At 34.0% G+C, this 16,595-nt stretch carries 13 protein-coding genes and 2 tRNA genes; 14 read left to right on the forward strand and 1 reads right to left on the reverse strand.

The features are described 5' to 3' along the window. Window positions 1-23: 23 nt before the first annotated feature. From IMX26_RS13700 to IMX26_RS13745, 10 genes are all read left to right on the forward strand, one after another. Entirely contained in the window at window positions 24-404 is a 381-nt protein-coding gene (locus IMX26_RS13700) for a septum formation initiator family protein (protein ID WP_195158938.1), read from the forward strand. After that, window positions 373-1,326, forward strand: a complete 954-nt coding sequence (locus tag IMX26_RS13705; RefSeq protein WP_195158939.1) for a Ppx/GppA phosphatase family protein — start codon at window positions 373-375, stop codon at window positions 1,324-1,326. Before IMX26_RS13700 ends, IMX26_RS13705 begins: the two co-directional genes overlap by 32 nt. Before the next feature lie 76 nt (window positions 1,327-1,402). Beyond that, window positions 1,403-1,478 (forward strand) — tRNA-Met (locus tag IMX26_RS13710). A 7-nt stretch (window positions 1,479-1,485) separates the two neighbouring features. After that, window positions 1,486-1,562 (forward strand) — tRNA-Met (locus tag IMX26_RS13715). 544 nt (window positions 1,563-2,106) lie between these two features. Then, a complete protein-coding gene (locus IMX26_RS13720; RefSeq protein WP_195158940.1) occupies window positions 2,107-4,434 on the forward strand; it encodes a SpoIIE family protein phosphatase in 2,328 nt (775 codons plus the stop codon). A 187-nt stretch (window positions 4,435-4,621) separates the two neighbouring features. Next, on the forward strand, window positions 4,622-6,040 hold the full coding sequence (gene tilS / locus IMX26_RS13725; RefSeq protein ID WP_195158941.1) for a tRNA lysidine(34) synthetase TilS: 1,419 nt from the start codon (window positions 4,622-4,624) through the stop codon (window positions 6,038-6,040). Window positions 6,041-6,064: 24 nt separating this feature from the next. Continuing rightward, entirely contained in the window at window positions 6,065-6,577 is a 513-nt protein-coding gene (hpt, locus tag IMX26_RS13730; protein WP_207729352.1) for a hypoxanthine phosphoribosyltransferase, read from the forward strand. 93 nt (window positions 6,578-6,670) lie between these two features. After that, on the forward strand, window positions 6,671-8,491 hold the full coding sequence (ftsH, locus tag IMX26_RS13735) for an ATP-dependent zinc metalloprotease FtsH (protein ID WP_195158943.1): 1,821 nt from the start codon (window positions 6,671-6,673) through the stop codon (window positions 8,489-8,491). A gap of 309 nt (window positions 8,492-8,800) precedes the next feature. Then, window positions 8,801-9,493 (forward strand): coenzyme F420-0:L-glutamate ligase, encoded by a 693-nt coding sequence (locus tag IMX26_RS13740; RefSeq protein ID WP_195158944.1) that lies wholly within the window; start codon window positions 8,801-8,803, stop codon window positions 9,491-9,493. Window positions 9,494-9,671: 178 nt separating this feature from the next. Next, entirely contained in the window at window positions 9,672-11,336 is a 1,665-nt protein-coding gene (locus IMX26_RS13745) for a formate--tetrahydrofolate ligase (protein WP_195158945.1), read from the forward strand. Between the two features lie 458 nt (window positions 11,337-11,794). Here IMX26_RS13745 and IMX26_RS13750 read toward each other — a convergent pair whose 3' ends face one another. Beyond that, window positions 11,795-13,084, reverse strand: coding sequence for a hypothetical protein (locus IMX26_RS13750; protein ID WP_195158946.1), 1,290 nt, complete (start codon window positions 13,082-13,084; stop codon window positions 11,795-11,797). 331 nt (window positions 13,085-13,415) lie between these two features. Between IMX26_RS13750 and nadC the strand changes: the two genes are divergently transcribed. Genes nadC through IMX26_RS13770 form a run of 4 tightly spaced genes read left to right on the forward strand, consistent with a single transcriptional unit; the run spans window position 13,416 to window position 16,582 of the window. Beyond that, complete coding sequence (gene nadC, locus IMX26_RS13755; RefSeq protein WP_195158947.1) at window positions 13,416-14,267, forward strand: carboxylating nicotinate-nucleotide diphosphorylase; 852 nt, start codon at window positions 13,416-13,418, stop codon at window positions 14,265-14,267. Continuing rightward, complete coding sequence (locus IMX26_RS13760) at window positions 14,264-15,085, forward strand: biotin--[acetyl-CoA-carboxylase] ligase (RefSeq protein ID WP_195158948.1); 822 nt, start codon at window positions 14,264-14,266, stop codon at window positions 15,083-15,085. The genes nadC and IMX26_RS13760 overlap by 4 nt, the downstream gene beginning before the upstream one ends. Window positions 15,086-15,106: 21 nt before the next feature. Further along, the gene (locus IMX26_RS13765; protein WP_195158949.1) at window positions 15,107-16,108 is read left to right on the forward strand and encodes an L-threonylcarbamoyladenylate synthase; all 1,002 of its coding nucleotides are present in this window, start codon (window positions 15,107-15,109) and stop codon (window positions 16,106-16,108) included. Window positions 16,109-16,120: 12 nt separating this feature from the next. Then, window positions 16,121-16,582: a low molecular weight protein arginine phosphatase gene (locus IMX26_RS13770; RefSeq protein WP_195158950.1), complete on the forward strand. Its 462-nt coding sequence runs from the start codon at window positions 16,121-16,123 to the stop codon at window positions 16,580-16,582. Window positions 16,583-16,595: the final 13 nt, after the last annotated feature.

Raw genomic sequence — 16,595 nt, forward strand, 5'->3', positions numbered from 1 at the left:
AATACTACATAGGATGATATGAAATGCGAAAGAAAAATTCTCGCCCCAAAAAAGTTTATTCACGGGCAAAGTTAAGGGGACAAAAGGTCTCTGGATTAAAAAAATCAAAGAAACCAAAAAATAAGTATAAAAGGATTTTAGCTGCAGGAGTAATTCTGGTGGCTATCTTATTCTGTGGAAAAATGTTCTTAATGCAAAGGACACAATTGAATTCCTTATTGTCTCAAAAGAAAGAGTTAGAGACTGAAATAGCTGGTATACAAGAAAATACAGCCGAGCTTCATCAAGAGGTTAGTAAACTCGATGATCCCGAATATATTAAGATCGTTGCCAGAAAAGAGTATGGAATGGTAGGCAAAGAAGATAAAGTTTTTGTACCAGCAAGAACCTCAAAAGAAAGATAAAGATATGAGATATAGTGTAATAGATTGTGGAAGTAATTCATTTAGAATGGTAGTTGTAGAGGTAATAAATAATAAAATAGTGGAATTATATAGAGACTTAAAGATGGTTCAGCTAGGAGCTGATTTAACAGCCTCTGGTGGCATTATTAATAAGGACACTGAAGAAAGATGCATTTTGGCACTACAAGAGTTTAAAAATATGGCAATAAACTATGCCTGTCAGGAGATTTATTGTGTAGGTACAAGTGCCTTAAGGTCTGCTAGTAACTCTTTAGACTTTTGCCAAGCTGTATCATTTAAAACAGGAATAAATATTAAAGTAATTAGAGGCGAACAAGAGGCTTGGTACAGTTATTGTGGTGCAACAGAAAGCAAAAAGCTAATCGCAGGTGTAGCAGTGTTAGATATTGGTGGTGGCAGTACCGAAGTTGCCATAACTACTAAAGAAAAAATACTTAGCTCTAGTATAAAAGCTGGATCAGTGCGTTTAACCAATATGTTTGCTGATAATAACAAGCAAATTCAGCTAAACGAATTTCTAAAACTCAAACAATATGTGAAAGACTTATGGCATAGTTACTGGAATAACAAAAAACTGCCTATAAGCCGTTTTATAGGGGTTGCCGGTACAATAACTACATTATCTGCTATAAAGCTTAAAATGGAGCAATATGAGCCAAACAGAATAAACGGTTCATCATTAACTTATAATCAAATCTTGGGTTTATATAATAAATTAAATGATCTTACTGTAGAACAACGGTTAAAGCTAACTGGCTTAAAATCTAAAAAGAGAGCCGAAATAATTGTTGCGGGAACGGCAATTTTATTAGCAACCTTAGAGTATTGGCAGCAGAGTGAGTTAGAGATTAGAGACAATTCTTTATTGCAAGGTGTGATTTTTGATAAAATTATTAAATAAATTATTGACAAGGCTATAATCCTATGTTATATTATAACTCGTCACTGAAAGCGTAACGCTGATGGGCATAAAACATCGCGGGGTGGAGCAGTTGGTAGCTCGTCGGGCTCATAACCCGGAGGTCGTAGGTTCGAGTCCTGCCCCCGCCACCAAAAACAAGGTGGCGTAGCTCAGCTGGCTAGAGCATTCGGTTCATACCCGAAAGGTCACTGGTTCGACTCCAGTCGCCACCACCACAATACTTGCTTTGGCAAGTTTTTTTTAATTACGAATTAAAAAATAACAATAGCTTTTTTTCGAAGAAAATAAAGAACATTATTGTAAATATGTTAGAATTGCGTTGCAATTCTTTTTTTGTTTAAACGGTATTTCACAGAAAAGATCCATGTAGGGGATGTTCTTGTGTTATTCCGTGATTAGCATTACGTAACCTACCATTATACCTCTCACAAAAGAAGTCTGGCCTATCTCACGGTGGGGTCTGGCCTCAATCTGATTAACTCCACCTTAATCTTAGTGTAACATTAAGGCGAAAGAAATAACTATCTTATCAGCAAGAGATCTGAACCCTGCTGTAATAGATGTTTGTTAAAACACAGAGCATACTCAAAATCTAATCCGCAGAAACGACTTTGCTACATAGTGCTAAAGTGATTTTGCAAAATCCGTCGAAATCTTCTTAACCAGCCAAGACATATTTCAACACCTTGTGCATATATGCGGTATTATAATCAAAATACAGAAAATGTAATAAAAGAGGCTCTGGAGGGGTTGAGGTTTTTGAATCAAATTAGTCATAACTTTAGGAAAAGAGACTTCTTTAAAAAATATATGAAACCCTTTATAAAGCTCAATAAAAATGTTGTATCAACTGTGTCATATACAGATTTCATTATTTTTATTGGTGCTATTCTAATAGCCCGTAATGAAAGCTTCACAGCTACCTTAGGAATGGTAAGTGCTCTTTGGGCAACCTTGGTTATTCTTAAGTACAAATATTTAATTCCTATTTTCTTAGGGGCTTCAATTGGTTTAGGTAGTACTGGTAATACCAAAGCTATAATCGGTTTTTGGGCATTTTGCATGTGCTTTAGTATTTTAAAAAAGCTTAAAATAAAAAAAAAATCAATCCCAAAAGCGTTTTTAGTAGTTGTTAGTGCCGTAATTGCATACTCTATTAAAGTTTTGGGTGATATTCATGTAATTCATCTTCCTATTTATGTGTTATCAACTTTATTTTTAACTCAAATTTTTTTTATTGCTCTAAACGATAGTGTTCTTAAAATAACTAAATACAGCAATAATGATTGGCGTTTAATATGCAAAATAATATTTTTAGCTGCTGCCATAAGTGGGGTAGGTCCCCTAGTAATCTTAAATCTTTCTGTGGTCAATATTATTAAGTTCCTAAGTATTATGATTGTAGCTCAAGCAGGTTGTTATCCTGCAGCTTTGCTTGGAATAGTATTAGGAAGTGGATTATTATCTGGATCATTTAATGCAATATCTGCAGGACAAGCCTGTTTTTTAGGTTTTATCTTGGGAGTTTGTAAGGATTACTCTAAACTTACATACGTAGCAGTTGCTATAGCCTCCAATATAATATGGTTGAATCAAGGTAGTTTTATGGATATAAAAATTTCCCTATTAGAAATGACTTTAGCTAGTATTATTTGGCTAGTTATTAAAAAATTTATGCCTAAGAGTTTAATCTTTGAGCCTTTTAAAACAAGCCCTATACCTGTTAAAGAAAAACCCCAAAAAGTAGAAGATAGTTGGGTGCAAATAGCGCAGGTATGTGATGAAATTGCTGTAGTTTTAAGCACTTCTGAATATGAGCCTATAGAAAACACCCATCTGTTACAAATAATTGAATGGACAGGGGTATCTTTATGTCAAAACTGTGCGTATTATGAGCAATGTTGGTCACAGGATTTATTTTTAACCTATCATAAATGGAAAGACTTTTTAATAAGTCTCGATCAAAATAAAGATAATATCAATAGTATTTATCAGGTATTGCCTCAACATTGTCCTAGTAAAAATAAGCTTGTTGATGTCTTTGATCAACACTTAAACTTAATTAGAGTAGAACTTTTTTGGCGAAATAAACTACAAGAGTGTAGTAGCCTAGCTGTTGATAGATTAAGTGATTTTTCTGATATGGCAAGGTCTTTAGCCACCGGTTCAAACCAAAAAAAAGAGCTTGAAAAAGAATTAATAGCTCAAATAAAAAGAGAGTTACAGGAACAAGCAGTTAACCTTAATAAAATAAATATACGCTGTAACAATAGAAAGAGGATAATAAGTTTAACTATGGGTTCTTGTTATGATTATAAATCTTGTTCTAATATAATAGTACCTACAGTAAACAAAATTATAGGTGGAAAACTTGTAAATAGCTTGTATAACTGCTCTAAACATACTAAAAGCTTATCATGTAGTTGCGAACTAGAATATGCCCCATCAGTGGAGGTTGAGTATGGAGTAGCTAGCTTATCTCCTAGTGGTATATCAGGTGATTCTTACTGGCTAGATCATTTAACTGATGGACGATTTATAGCGTTATTAAGTGATGGTATGGGTAGCGGATATGTTGCCCGTAAAGATAGTAAGTACGCCATAGATTTGCTGCAAAAACTCCTTAAAACAGGCTTAGATATTAAAAGCCTTATTAAACTACTAAATACAGCGTTAGCTTTAGGAATACAACAGGACTCTTTTGTTACAATAGATGGTGTTTTAGTAGATTGCTTTAAAGGCTGTGCTCAATTAATAAAAATTGGTGCAAGTTACACCTGTTTAAAAAGAGATAGAGATGTTAAACTTTGGAAATCATCAACCTTGCCAGTAGGAGTGTTTCCAGAGATAGATATAGACCAGTATGATATAAGTCTGCAAAAAGATGATATTCTAATAATGTTATCTGATGGTATTGTAGATAATCAAAGAATTGTAGACAGCGAAAAATGGCTAATAAACATTATAAAAGAATTGCCTAAAATTACTGCAAATGAAATAGCAGACTACATAATTAAAATAGCAAAGCGTCATTGTAATGTTGAAATAAAAGATGACATGACCGTAGTAGTACTTAAAATTGTTTAATCTTTGACTATAACGGTATTCCGTTGATAGCTCATTCCTCCATACTTGGCACCATAAGGGTGCCTTTTTTTTTGTTTTGAGGAGATTATAAGCCAACTATTTAATTTAGCAGATTTTTTAATTAAATAAAGTATTGATTTAGCATAATAAAGTAGATAATATAATAAACAACAAAAGGGGTGAAGTAATGTCCACACATAAGTATCATGAATTCATTAAAATGCTAACAAATACATATCAGTGGCCAAGTGGTAAGACCCTAATAGTAGCAATAAGTGGAGGTCCTGATTCTACTTGTGCCATGAGGGTCTTGCATGACTTAGCCCTAAATCATGATTTTAAACTGCACTTAGCACATCTCGACCATTGTTTACGGGGTGAGCATTCGGATAAAGATGCCGAGTATGTGAAATCATTAGCACACATGTTTAAATGGGATTACACTATAGAAAAAGCTAATCTTAATCTCATTTACGAAGAAACTCAGGGATCTATGCAACAGGTATGTCGTGATGTGAGAATGAAATTTTTGCAAAGAGTTGCTAAAAAAGTTAAAGCCTTTGGCATAGCTTTTGGCCATAATAAAGGTGACCAAGCTGAGACTATTTTACAGCACTTAATTAGGGGTAGTGGTCTTGCAGGATTAACTGGAATGCAAATAATTGAAAAAAATAACGACAAATTAGCAATAATTCGACCCTTAATTCAAAAAACTAGGGGTGAAATACTTGAAATGCTGGATGCTTTTCAGTTAACATATCGACAGGATGCTTCAAATAAAACAGATAAGTACCAGAGAAACCATATTAGACACAATTTAATACCTTTTATCGAGGATAACTATAATCCACAAGTAATTGATAGAATTTCAGATATGAGCAAAGTACTTAAGCAGGATGAAGACTACTTAAATGAACAGGCTTTACTGCTTGCTCAACGAGCATTAAAAGAAACACCAAAAGCAGTAGTAGTTGAAATTGAAATATTGAAATCAATCCACTTAGCTTTATGTACTAGAGTAATGAGATATGCTTATCGTTTATTAACTGGCACAACAGACAACCTAAGTTTTGAGCATAGTTTAAAACTTAGTAAGTTAATAAATTCTCGCCATGGTGATTCAATATCATTGCCCAAAGAGGTTACTTGTGAGAAAGTGTATGATAGGTTATATTTATATTATAAAGACAACTGGAATGAAAGCGTTAACTTATCGAGCATAGCTATTGAATCCCCAACAACAATAGAATTGCCAGACAATAAATATCTTAAAATTGAAATTAAAGACTATAATCATAGTGAGGCATATAAGCTTAAACTAAGAGATGTAGCTTATTTTGATTTAGATAAAGTTGCTATGCCAATAATAGCAAGAACTAGACAAAATGGTGATAAATTCTTTCCGGAGGGGGCGCCTGGTAAAAAAAAGCTTAAAGATTTTTTTATAGATAAAAAAATACCTAAAAATTCACGTAATCATTTGGTTTTAATTGTCGATAATAGTGGTAAAATACTTTGGATAACAGGTTTAAGAAGAAGCCAATATGCAAAAATAACCAATAAAACTAAAAAAGTTTTGGCTTTGAGGATAATGGAGGGAGAATAGTTGGACAATAGTATTAAGTATGTAATGTACAGCGAAGAACAAATAAAAAAAAGAGTAAGCGAGATAGCAGCCCAAATAAGTGTTGATTATCAAAGCAAAGATGTATTACTCGTATGTGTATTAAGGGGTTCAATAATTTTCACTGCTGATTTGATTAGAGAAATAAGTATTCCTGTAAAGGTAGATACCATTGCCGTAAGCAGTTATGGAAACTCTACAGAATCAAGTGGTGTAGTGAGATTAATAAAGGACCTCGATGAAACTATTAAAGATGTACATGTTCTTATTGTAGAAGACATCATTGATAGTGGACTTACCCTTCAATATCTAATTAACATGCTTAAGCAGCGTAATCCGGCATCCGTTAAGGTATGTACTTTATTAGATAAACGCGAAAGACGTATGTCTAATGTAATTCCAGACTATGCTGGTTTTATAATACCTAATGAATTTGTAATAGGATATGGCATGGATTACGGCGAATATTATAGGCAGTTGCCTTATATAGGGGTTCTTAAACCAGAGGTATATCAATAATCTGGAATAGTTTTCTAGATGTAATTGAATACACTAAAAACGTATGATACAATATAATATGATTTTTTGGCAGCAGAGAGGAGGCCAACGTGGTTGAATAAACGTGTACGCGCAGCCAGTGTTTATATATTACTAATTATTATTGCTTTATCATTAATTAGTTACTTCTCCAATGGCGATGATCAGATTGCTAAACCCGATATTAATACCTTTCAAAAACAGGTAGAAAGCGGTATGGTTAAATCTTTGGTCGTAGAGGGTAATAATGGTAAAGGTGAGTATGCAGATGGAGCAAAATTTGAAATCTTTCTTCCTGCTGAGGACGAAGAATTAAGACAGCTAATGAAGGCTCATATACCTGACCTTAAATATAGACCTGTTCCTACTGCACCTTGGTGGACTGCTTTACTGACATACTTAATACCATTTGCACTAATCCTAGGTATTTGGTTCTTTTTCTTTAACCAAACCCAGGGTGGTGGCAATAGAGCTATGTCTTTTGGCAAGAGTAGAGCTAAGCTCCACGAGCAAAATCGTAAACAAGTAACATTTGATGATGTTGCGGGTTACGAAGAGGTGAAAGAAGAGTTAATTGAGATTGTAGAGTTCTTAAAGGATTCTCGTCGTTTTATTCAAATGGGAGCTAGAATACCTAAAGGAGTGCTTTTATTTGGACCTCCAGGTACTGGTAAAACATTCTTAGCAAGAGCAGTTGCTGGTGAAGCAAAAGTACCATTCTTTAGCATTAGTGGTTCTGACTTTGTTGAGATGTTTGTAGGTGTAGGTGCATCTCGAGTTAGGGATATGTTCGAGAACGCAAAAAAAAGTGCCCCATGTATTTTATTTATTGATGAAATTGATGCAGTAGGACGCCATCGTGGAGCTGGTTTAGGTGGAGGGCATGACGAAAGAGAGCAAACCCTTAACCAATTACTTGTGGAGATGGATGGCTTCGAAATGACAGAAAGAGTCATTGTAATGGCAGCTACTAATAGACCAGATATACTTGACCCTGCATTACTAAGACCTGGACGTTTTGATAGACAAGTAGTTGTTGGTAAACCAAATATTAAAGAACGAGAAGCAATTCTAAAAATTCATTCAAGAGGTAAACCACTGTCTGATGATGTAGATTTAGAAATACTTGCTCGTAGTACCCCAGGATTTACAGCGGCAGATTTAGAGAACTTATTGAATGAGGGCGCTTTGTTTGCTGCCCGTTACCATAAAAACCTAATTGAAATGGTAGATTTAGAAGAGGCAATAAACAGAGTTTTAGCTGGTCCAGCTAAAAAAGCTCGTGTTGATAGCAAAAAATCTCGTAGAATTGCTGCTTATCATGAGGCTGGGCATGCTTTAGTGGGCCATTATATGCCCCATATGGATCCTATTCATACAGTCACAATAATTCCTAGAGGTGCTGCAGGTGGTTTTACAGCTGCTTTACCAAAAGAAGATACCTTTTTCTACAGCAGAACAGAAATGTTAGAAAGAATAGCATTTGCTTTAGGTGGTAGAATAGCTGAAGCAATTATATTTGATGATATTACAACTGGTGCTAGTAATGATATTAAACAAGTAAGTGCTATAGCCAGAAGTATGGTTACTGAGTACGGTATGAGTGAAAAATTAGGACCAATTGCTTTTGGTCATCGAAGCGGAGAAGTATTTTTAGGTAGAGACATTGCTAAAGACCCTAATTATAGTGATGATATAGCAGCATTAATAGATGATGAAGTACACAAGTTAATAGAAGTAGGTTATAAACAAGCCGAAAAAGTACTTCAAGACCATATTGATGAATTACATGCAGTTGCTAAAGAGTTACTTGATAAAGAGACTCTTAAAGCAGAACAGTTTGGAGAATTAGTAGGAGAAAGACCTCAAATTCAAAATAAATATCTACAAGATTAGCAAAAAGCGTCCGTTTGGACGCTTTTTTTAACATAGCTTTATAACGTTAATTTATCATAAAATCCGCGTTAGCCCATCCTGTAACCCAAATTGTTACCCACACCATAATTTATACGTTTTATATAACGTAGTGGAATAAAATCGTTACCTTATGAAATTTGTAATGGCAATTATTCAAGCCGCGATACCAAAGGTGAGTCCAGCCCTATGTAAATAAAAAAAATATTAAATTTACGACTAGTTTTAATCTTAGTAGGATATTCTGATATAATATATATATTCATTATAAAACAACAATGAGGTGAACTCATGGATAAAGCTTTGTCTTTAGAATATACTACAGTTGAAGTTAAAGGTGAGCAGTATGCTCGAATTCCTATTAAAACACATTTAATATCTCCACAGGACGATATTGTAGATGTAATAGTGAAATACACAAAAGACATAATAAAAAGTGATGATATTATATTTGTTAGTGAAAAAGCTACTGCGGCAAGCCAAGGTAGAGCATATCACTTAAAAGATATAAACCCTGGTTGGTGGGCTAAGTTTTTAGCAAAGTATGTAAAAAAAGTTCCTTGGGGTATTGGTTTAGGTAGCCCTTATACAATGGAAATGGCAATACGTGAGTGTGGTTTACTAAGAATACTTTTTGCAGCAGGTGTTCATGTAATAAGTAAATACATATTAAGGCGAGAAGGCGACTTTTATCGCGTTGCAGGTATGCAAGCAGCTTTAATTGATGGACCTGTAAAGTATGCTCTGCCACCTTTTAATAAAATGGTGGTATTGGGGCCAAAAGATCCAGAAGGGGTAGCTGCAAAAATGGCAGCAGCAGCAGGAGCAAATGCCTGTATTGTAGATGTTAATGATATTGCTGGAGCCTGGGTTATTGGAGCTTCAAGCGATGTTGACCGAAAAAAAGTGGAAAAGATTATTGATGATAATCCATTGGGTCAAACTGATGAGCAAACCCCATTAGGCATAATTCGAAAAATGTAAGGTGGAAAATAATTGAGAGAAAACAAAGTTATTTGGTGTGGAACTTGGTATATAGCAGGCATTCTTTTAGGAATGATTATAGTTATAATATCTAGTTGGTAAACTGATATGTTTTACAGCTATCTTAAACATGCTATAATAACTTTGGCAGATAAGCAATATAAGGAGGATTTAACTTATGAAGAGTGATGTACAAATTGCACAAGAAGCTAAAATGCAACCTATTGTAGATATCGCGGCTAAATTAGGTATTAAGCCTGAAGAACTAGAGCTATATGGTAACCACAAAGCTAAGGTTGATTTAAAATTATGGGATAGAGTAAAGAATAACCCAGACGCTAAAGTAATACTAGTAACTGCAATTAATCCAACACCTGCAGGTGAAGGTAAAACAACAACCACAGTTGGTTTAGGACAGGCCTTAACACAGCTTGGTAAAAAAACAGTAATGGCTTTACGAGAGCCCTCTTTAGGCCCTTGTATGGGAGTTAAAGGAGGAGCTGCTGGTGGTGGATATTCTCAGGTAGTTCCTATGGAAGACATCAACCTCCAATTTACAGGTGATATTCCTGCAATTCAAACAGCTCATAATCTTTTATGTGCACTAGTAGATAATCATTTATACCATGGCAACGAACTTAATATTGATACCAGACGTATTGCTATTAGAAGAGTTATGGATATGAATGAACGTGCTTTACGTAGTACTGTTGTAGGTCTTAATGGCAATGGTGTACCAAGAGAAGATGGGTTTGATATTACAGTAGCATCCGAAGTTATGGCTATTTTCTGCTTAGCAACTGATTTAGAAGACTTAAAGAAACGTTTAAGTAGAATCATTGTTGCCTTTAATAAAGATGGAGACCCTGTTACTTGTGGAGACTTAAATGCACAAGGTGCAATGGCATTATTACTTAAAGATGCAATTAAACCTAACCTTGTACAAACTCTTGAACATGTACCTGTATTTATTCATGGTGGTCCATTTGCTAATATTGCTCATGGTTGTAACAGTGTAATGGCATCTCGTTTTGGCGTTAAATTAGCTGATTATTTTGTAACAGAGGCTGGTTTTGGGGCTGATTTAGGGGCAGAGAAATTCTTTGATATAAAATGTCGTTTCACAGGATTTAAACCAGATGCAGTTGTGTTAGTGGCAACAATAAGAGCTTTAAAAATGAATGGTGGAGTTAAAAAGCAAGACTTAGGTGCTGAAAACATTGAGGCTTTGGCAGCAGGATTTGTTAACTTAGCTCGTCACATTGAGAATATAAAGAAGTTTGGTATTCAACCAGTAGTAGCTATTAATAGATTCCCAACCGATACAGAAGCAGAATTAAAGCTTCTTGAAGAGCGTTGCAACGAATATGGAGCTAGTGTTGCTTTATCTGAGGTATTTACTAAAGGGGGAGACGGTGGAATTGAGTTAGCTAAAAAGGTTATTGAAGTTGTTGAAGCTGGCGAAGCTAATTTTAACGTACTATACCCTAATGACTTATCTTTACGTAAAAAGATTGAAACAGTAGCTAAAGAAATTTATAGAGCTGAAAAAGTTGTTATTAGTAAAAAAGTCCGCCGTAAACTAAAAAATTACGAAGAAATGGGCTACGGCCACTTCCCAGTTTGTATGGCTAAAACTCAATACTCGTTCTCTGATGATCCTAAAAAATTAGGTGCTCCAGAAGGATTCACCCTAAAAATTAGAGACGTAAGAGTTTCAGCTGGTGCAGGATTTGTAGTAGCTTTAACCGGTGATATTATGACTATGCCTGGTTTGCCAAAAAAACCTGCTGCTGAAAATATGGATATTTTAGAAGACGGCACTATTGTAGGCTTATTCTAATAAGTTAATCAAAAAGCATTGATGAGATATCAGTGCTTTTTTCTTTTTTTCCACGGACGCTTTTAGAATCCAACCCATCTGCTGCGTCATACGAGTAAAATCTCTCAAAGATATACTATATCGTATTATCATTGTTGCAGATTTTCTCTCCGCCTTTATCTAAGCTCAACTCTAGAAGCCACTGCATAATGTGATGGTGAGCCTGTTAGATTTTAAAGCTTATTTTTTGTGGGGTACTCATTTTGCTCGTATAGTTCGCTCCGTTGTGGTTTATTGCCTAAGTCACTACAGGACTATCACGTAAGCATAGCGCAATGTATATACTCCGATACCGCAGGTATCCCACCCACGAAATGAAATGAAGCCCACCCCGTATTTTGCAAGGCAAAATACCCAAACCGCGAGATGACGACGAGCCCACCACAAAATAAAAAAGAGTCCGAAGACTCATTTTTATTTTACAAAAACATCATTGTTAACGTTAAAGCAATAATTAAAGCAAAGGCTACTGAAAAAGCATTGCCTGTGCGTAGAACCAAAGCCGCTGCAATTACAAAATAAAGACTTGTAAATAACAAGGCGTTAAGAATACTAAATGCAAGTGTAACACCGCTTATATATAAAATTGTAAACATAGCTATATTACTTAAAACTAATAATATTATTAAACACTTTTTCATTGATAAATGTCTTTCAATTTCATACAACAAGTAAGAAAATACTAAAAAACTAATCCATATGATTAACACATACTTATAGATTATATTGCCATTAAACCAGGAACTAAAACTATTATATTTAACAGGTAAAGCTGTGGTGCTTATGATAAAAAGTATTAAACCAAATAAAGCATTTAAGGGCAAATACTTAACAAATTTACTGAACTGAACCCTTAAATGACCTGAGTAGATATCTCTATTTAATAATAAATAAACTAAACTATAAACTAATGAACCAACTAAATAGGCAGATTTTATATAACTATCAGTAGTTGTACAGGCTAAACCTATCCAAATTAAAATTATAAATGCCATATGAAATCTAAAGTCACTAGGAGATGGTTTGCAAAAATAAAAACTTTCTTTTTCAACTTTTTGATGTCGTTTGTTTGTCAATAAAATAATAATTCCTAAAACAGCTAAGAATATCATACAATAGCCTAAAGTTATTAAAGCAAAACTAAAAGACTTTAAAGAATGGCTATTGTTTTTAATTAAGCCCTTTATGGGGGCATTATTATCTAACAACATAATAGCTTTAAAATTATTTGGAAAAGAGAAAAATTTCTTTCCTGTAGGTGTAACAATAAAAGGCATGTAATTGTACATTTTTGTTAAAGCATCATTAGTTTTATCTATAAATACAGTTTCGTCACTAGTTTGCAGATATAATTGATTCATTAAATCGTAATACATACTTTGGGGCATTATTAACAAACAGTCTTTTGTTTCATACACACTGCCTTTAGTTACAATTTTGCCGTAACCATAAATAGCAAGTGCCATAGGTTCACTTTTATGTAAAATTGGTACTAAATAACCACCATCAGAAAATGAAACATTATTATTATCTATAGTGTAAGTTAAGTCAGAAAAATGGCGTGGTGTATCTAGGGTGATTTGCTCTCGTGAATAGCCGGTTTCTGAAATAGGCAATAATAGTAAAATAGTACCAGTTATCAATAAAAATAATGTGAGTGCAATAAGAATTAGAGTTTGTCTTAGACTTAAACATCTTTTAACTAGCAATTGTTTTCTCCCTTATTAATTATCAAATGGGAAAATTCGAGAACATATGCAATTTTCCTGCAAATTACTTAAAGTTAATAAAAAAAAACGTAAAAAAAATTTTTATAATTAGTTTAATTGACTTTATACAAAGGTATGCTAAAATGTTTTGCAGAAAATTACAAATAACATAACCTAATAAACAGATAAACGTAAATTTTTTGTATTTACACTAATATCTTTACTTATATGTTGCAAAAAAACAATTTTCTTGATAATAATATAAGTAAAGCAAACAATTAGTAAGATAACTATTTAAACAAAGTATTTTGATATAATTTAGGAGGATAAAATGGAATTAAATAATTTTATGATAAAACCAGTTGTTGAAAGGGCTCTTTATGAAGACATTGGTAATTTAGATATAACAACTACAGCATGTATACCAGTCGATATGAGGGCAAAAGCAGTTATAAGAGTTAAAGAAGATGGTGTTTTAGCAGGTATGCCGGTAGTTAAACTTGTATATCAATTATTAGATCCCAAAATAACAGTTAAAATTTTACAAGGAGAAGGTAGTGAAGTTAAAGCTGGAACAACTGTAGCAGAAGTAGTTGGACCAGCCAGAGCAATTCTCACTGGAGAAAGGGTAGCGCTAAATTTTATTCAACGTTTATCGGGTATTGCAACCAAAACAAAAAAAATGGTGGACATGCTTCAGTTTTACAACTGCCATATTACTGATACGCGTAAAACAACTCCTGGACTCAGAGATTTACAAAAGTATGCCATACGAGTTGGTGGTGGTGTAAACCATAGATTTAGCTTAGCAGATAACCTTTTAATCAAAGATAATCACATAAAAATATGTGGTGGTATTAAAACTGCTGTAGCTAAGGCTAGAAGAAGTATAGGCCATACCGTAAAAATTGAAGTTGAGGCAACTACCTTACCACAAGTTCAAGATGCCCTAGAATCTGCTGCTGATATAATATTACTGGATAATATGGGACTTGAAGATATAAAAGAAGCAGTTATACTAATAGGTAATAAAGCAATAATCGAAGCATCTGGTAATATAACAGAAGATATGGTGGTAGACGTAGCGAGAACTGGTGTTCAATATATAGCACTAGGTAGCTTAACACATAGTTATGAATCACTTGATATAAGCCTAGACATAGCCTATGGAGATGAAGAATGATACTAACTTTAAATGTACAAGATCAAAAAAAAGTACCCCAGTATATAAAAGAGCTGCAAAATCAGAAATTAAGTAGCCAACTTTTTTATTACGATAATGCTTCATCTACAATGGATATAGGTAAGGATTTAGTGAAAAATAATAAAGCGGATCATGGAGATGTAATTCTAGCAGAACATCAACAAGGTGGTAGAGGTAGAAGAGGACGTTTATGGTCCTCTCCAAGTGGCGGTTTATGGTTTACAGTTGTACTAAATCCACCCCTTACAGCGGGTAAAAACCCTTTAATTGCTTTGATGTCTGCAGTCTCTGTGGTGCAAGCAATAAAAGATATTACAGGTATAACAGTTTCTATAAAATGGCCTAATGATATTTTGTATAACAATAAAAAACTCTGTGGAATAGCCTTAGATTTAGTTTTTGATAGTAAATTTAAGCCCTGGATATTGTTAGGAATAGGTTTAAACGTTAATGTTGATACAAATTGTTTACCCAAAGATGTTAAAGATATAGCTACAAGTATCACTAATGAAACAGGTAAACAGCACAATAGAGCTAGTCTACTAGTATTAATAATTGAAAATTTAATGCTTAATCTAAAAAAATTACAAACGGATGAAGCAGATGCTCTAAATGAGTGGCGTAAATACGATATAACCTTAGGCAGTACTGTAGATGTATATCCTGTGGCAGGTAAAGAACCCTATGTAGGTACAGCCATAAATATAGATGAAAATGGAGCTCTAATAATCAAAGACTTAAACAATGAGCTTAAAACAGTCTTTGCAGCAGATGTATCAGTAAGAATAAAAAAGTAGAGAAATATTTGGGTGCATAAAATGAAAACTAATATATATAGAGCAAACAAACAAGGAATAGAAAAAGCAGCTTTATTAATAGCTAATAATGAGGTGGTAGCATTTCCCACAGAAACAGTGTATGGTTTGGGGGCAAATGCTTTAAGTGAAGAGGCCTGTAAAAAAATATTTATTGCCAAAAATAGACCAGCAGATAATCCCCTTATAGTTCATATAGCTAATATTAACCAATTGCATAAGCTAGTTTATGAGCCTAGTGAATGTGTTAAGAGCATAATAGAAAAGTTTTGGCCAGGACCTATCTCCATAGTTTTAAACGCTAAACCTTGTGTTCCTAAAATTGTAACAGCAGGCTTAAATACCGTTGCAATTCGATATCCTAATAATGATATTGCTTTAAGCTTAATAAGCGAGTCAGGCTGTGTAATTGCGGCCCCTAGTGCCAATATATCTGGCAAACCCAGCGCTACTAAAGCTGAACATGTTATTAGAGATTTTAATGGCAGGATTTCTGCAGTTATTGAGGCAGATACCTGTGAGTTTGGACTTGAAAGCACCGTTATAGATGGAACATCAACCCCAATTAAAATACTTAGGCCCGGTGCCGTAACCTATGAAATGTTAAGTGAGATTTGTGAGGTAGAAATAGCTACTAACCTTAACGATGGAAAGGTATTATCTCCAGGCATGAAGCACCCTCATTATAAGCCAGATGCAAATGTAATACTAATAAAGGGTCAAACAGCTACTATAATTAAACACAAGTTAAAAAAATTAGCTAATGATTTATCTAATTACGCAGTATTAGGATTAGCAAATGTGCTAACAGATACAGAGATTAAAGGCGCAATAATGATCGAGAAAAAAGAAAACACTAGCAGCTACGCAGAGCGTTTGTATAGTTTTTTTAGAGACTGTGATAAACAAAACATCGACCATATAATTCTACATGAGGTAGATATAAAAAATATGGGACTGGCCTTAATGAATAGAATAAATAAGGCTGCAAACCAAGTGTTGTAAGGAGGAACATAGGTGAAAGTATTACTTGTGTGTACAGGAAACACCTGTAGAAGTAGTATGGCAGAGGTATTACTGAAACAAATAATTGCTGAAAATGGCTTAAGCAGTGAATTTGAGATATCTTCAGCTGGATTGGCTGCTATAGCTGGAATGCCTGCTGCAAAAAATGCTATTGAGATTATGAAAGAGCATGAACTTGACTTACTAAAACATAAAAGTAGACAAATCAGTCCAGATATATTAAAAGTTGACTTAATAATTACCATGACTAATAGACACAAACAAATGTTAATAGGTTATAATAAAGAACTAGAGGATAGAACATTTACCCTAAAAGAGCTTGCTGGAGAAGAGCAGGATTTAGATATTATTGATCCATATGGTGGTTCTTTGCAAATATACAGAGATACTGCTACTCAATTAAAAAAATATTTAACTGAAATATGGCATAAAAAATTAAAAATTTACAATTAACTAGGTTTGCCTG

It is taken from the genome of Clostridium sp. 'deep sea', assembly GCF_014931565.1.
Classification (GTDB): Bacteria; Bacillota; UBA994; order PWPR01; family PWPR01.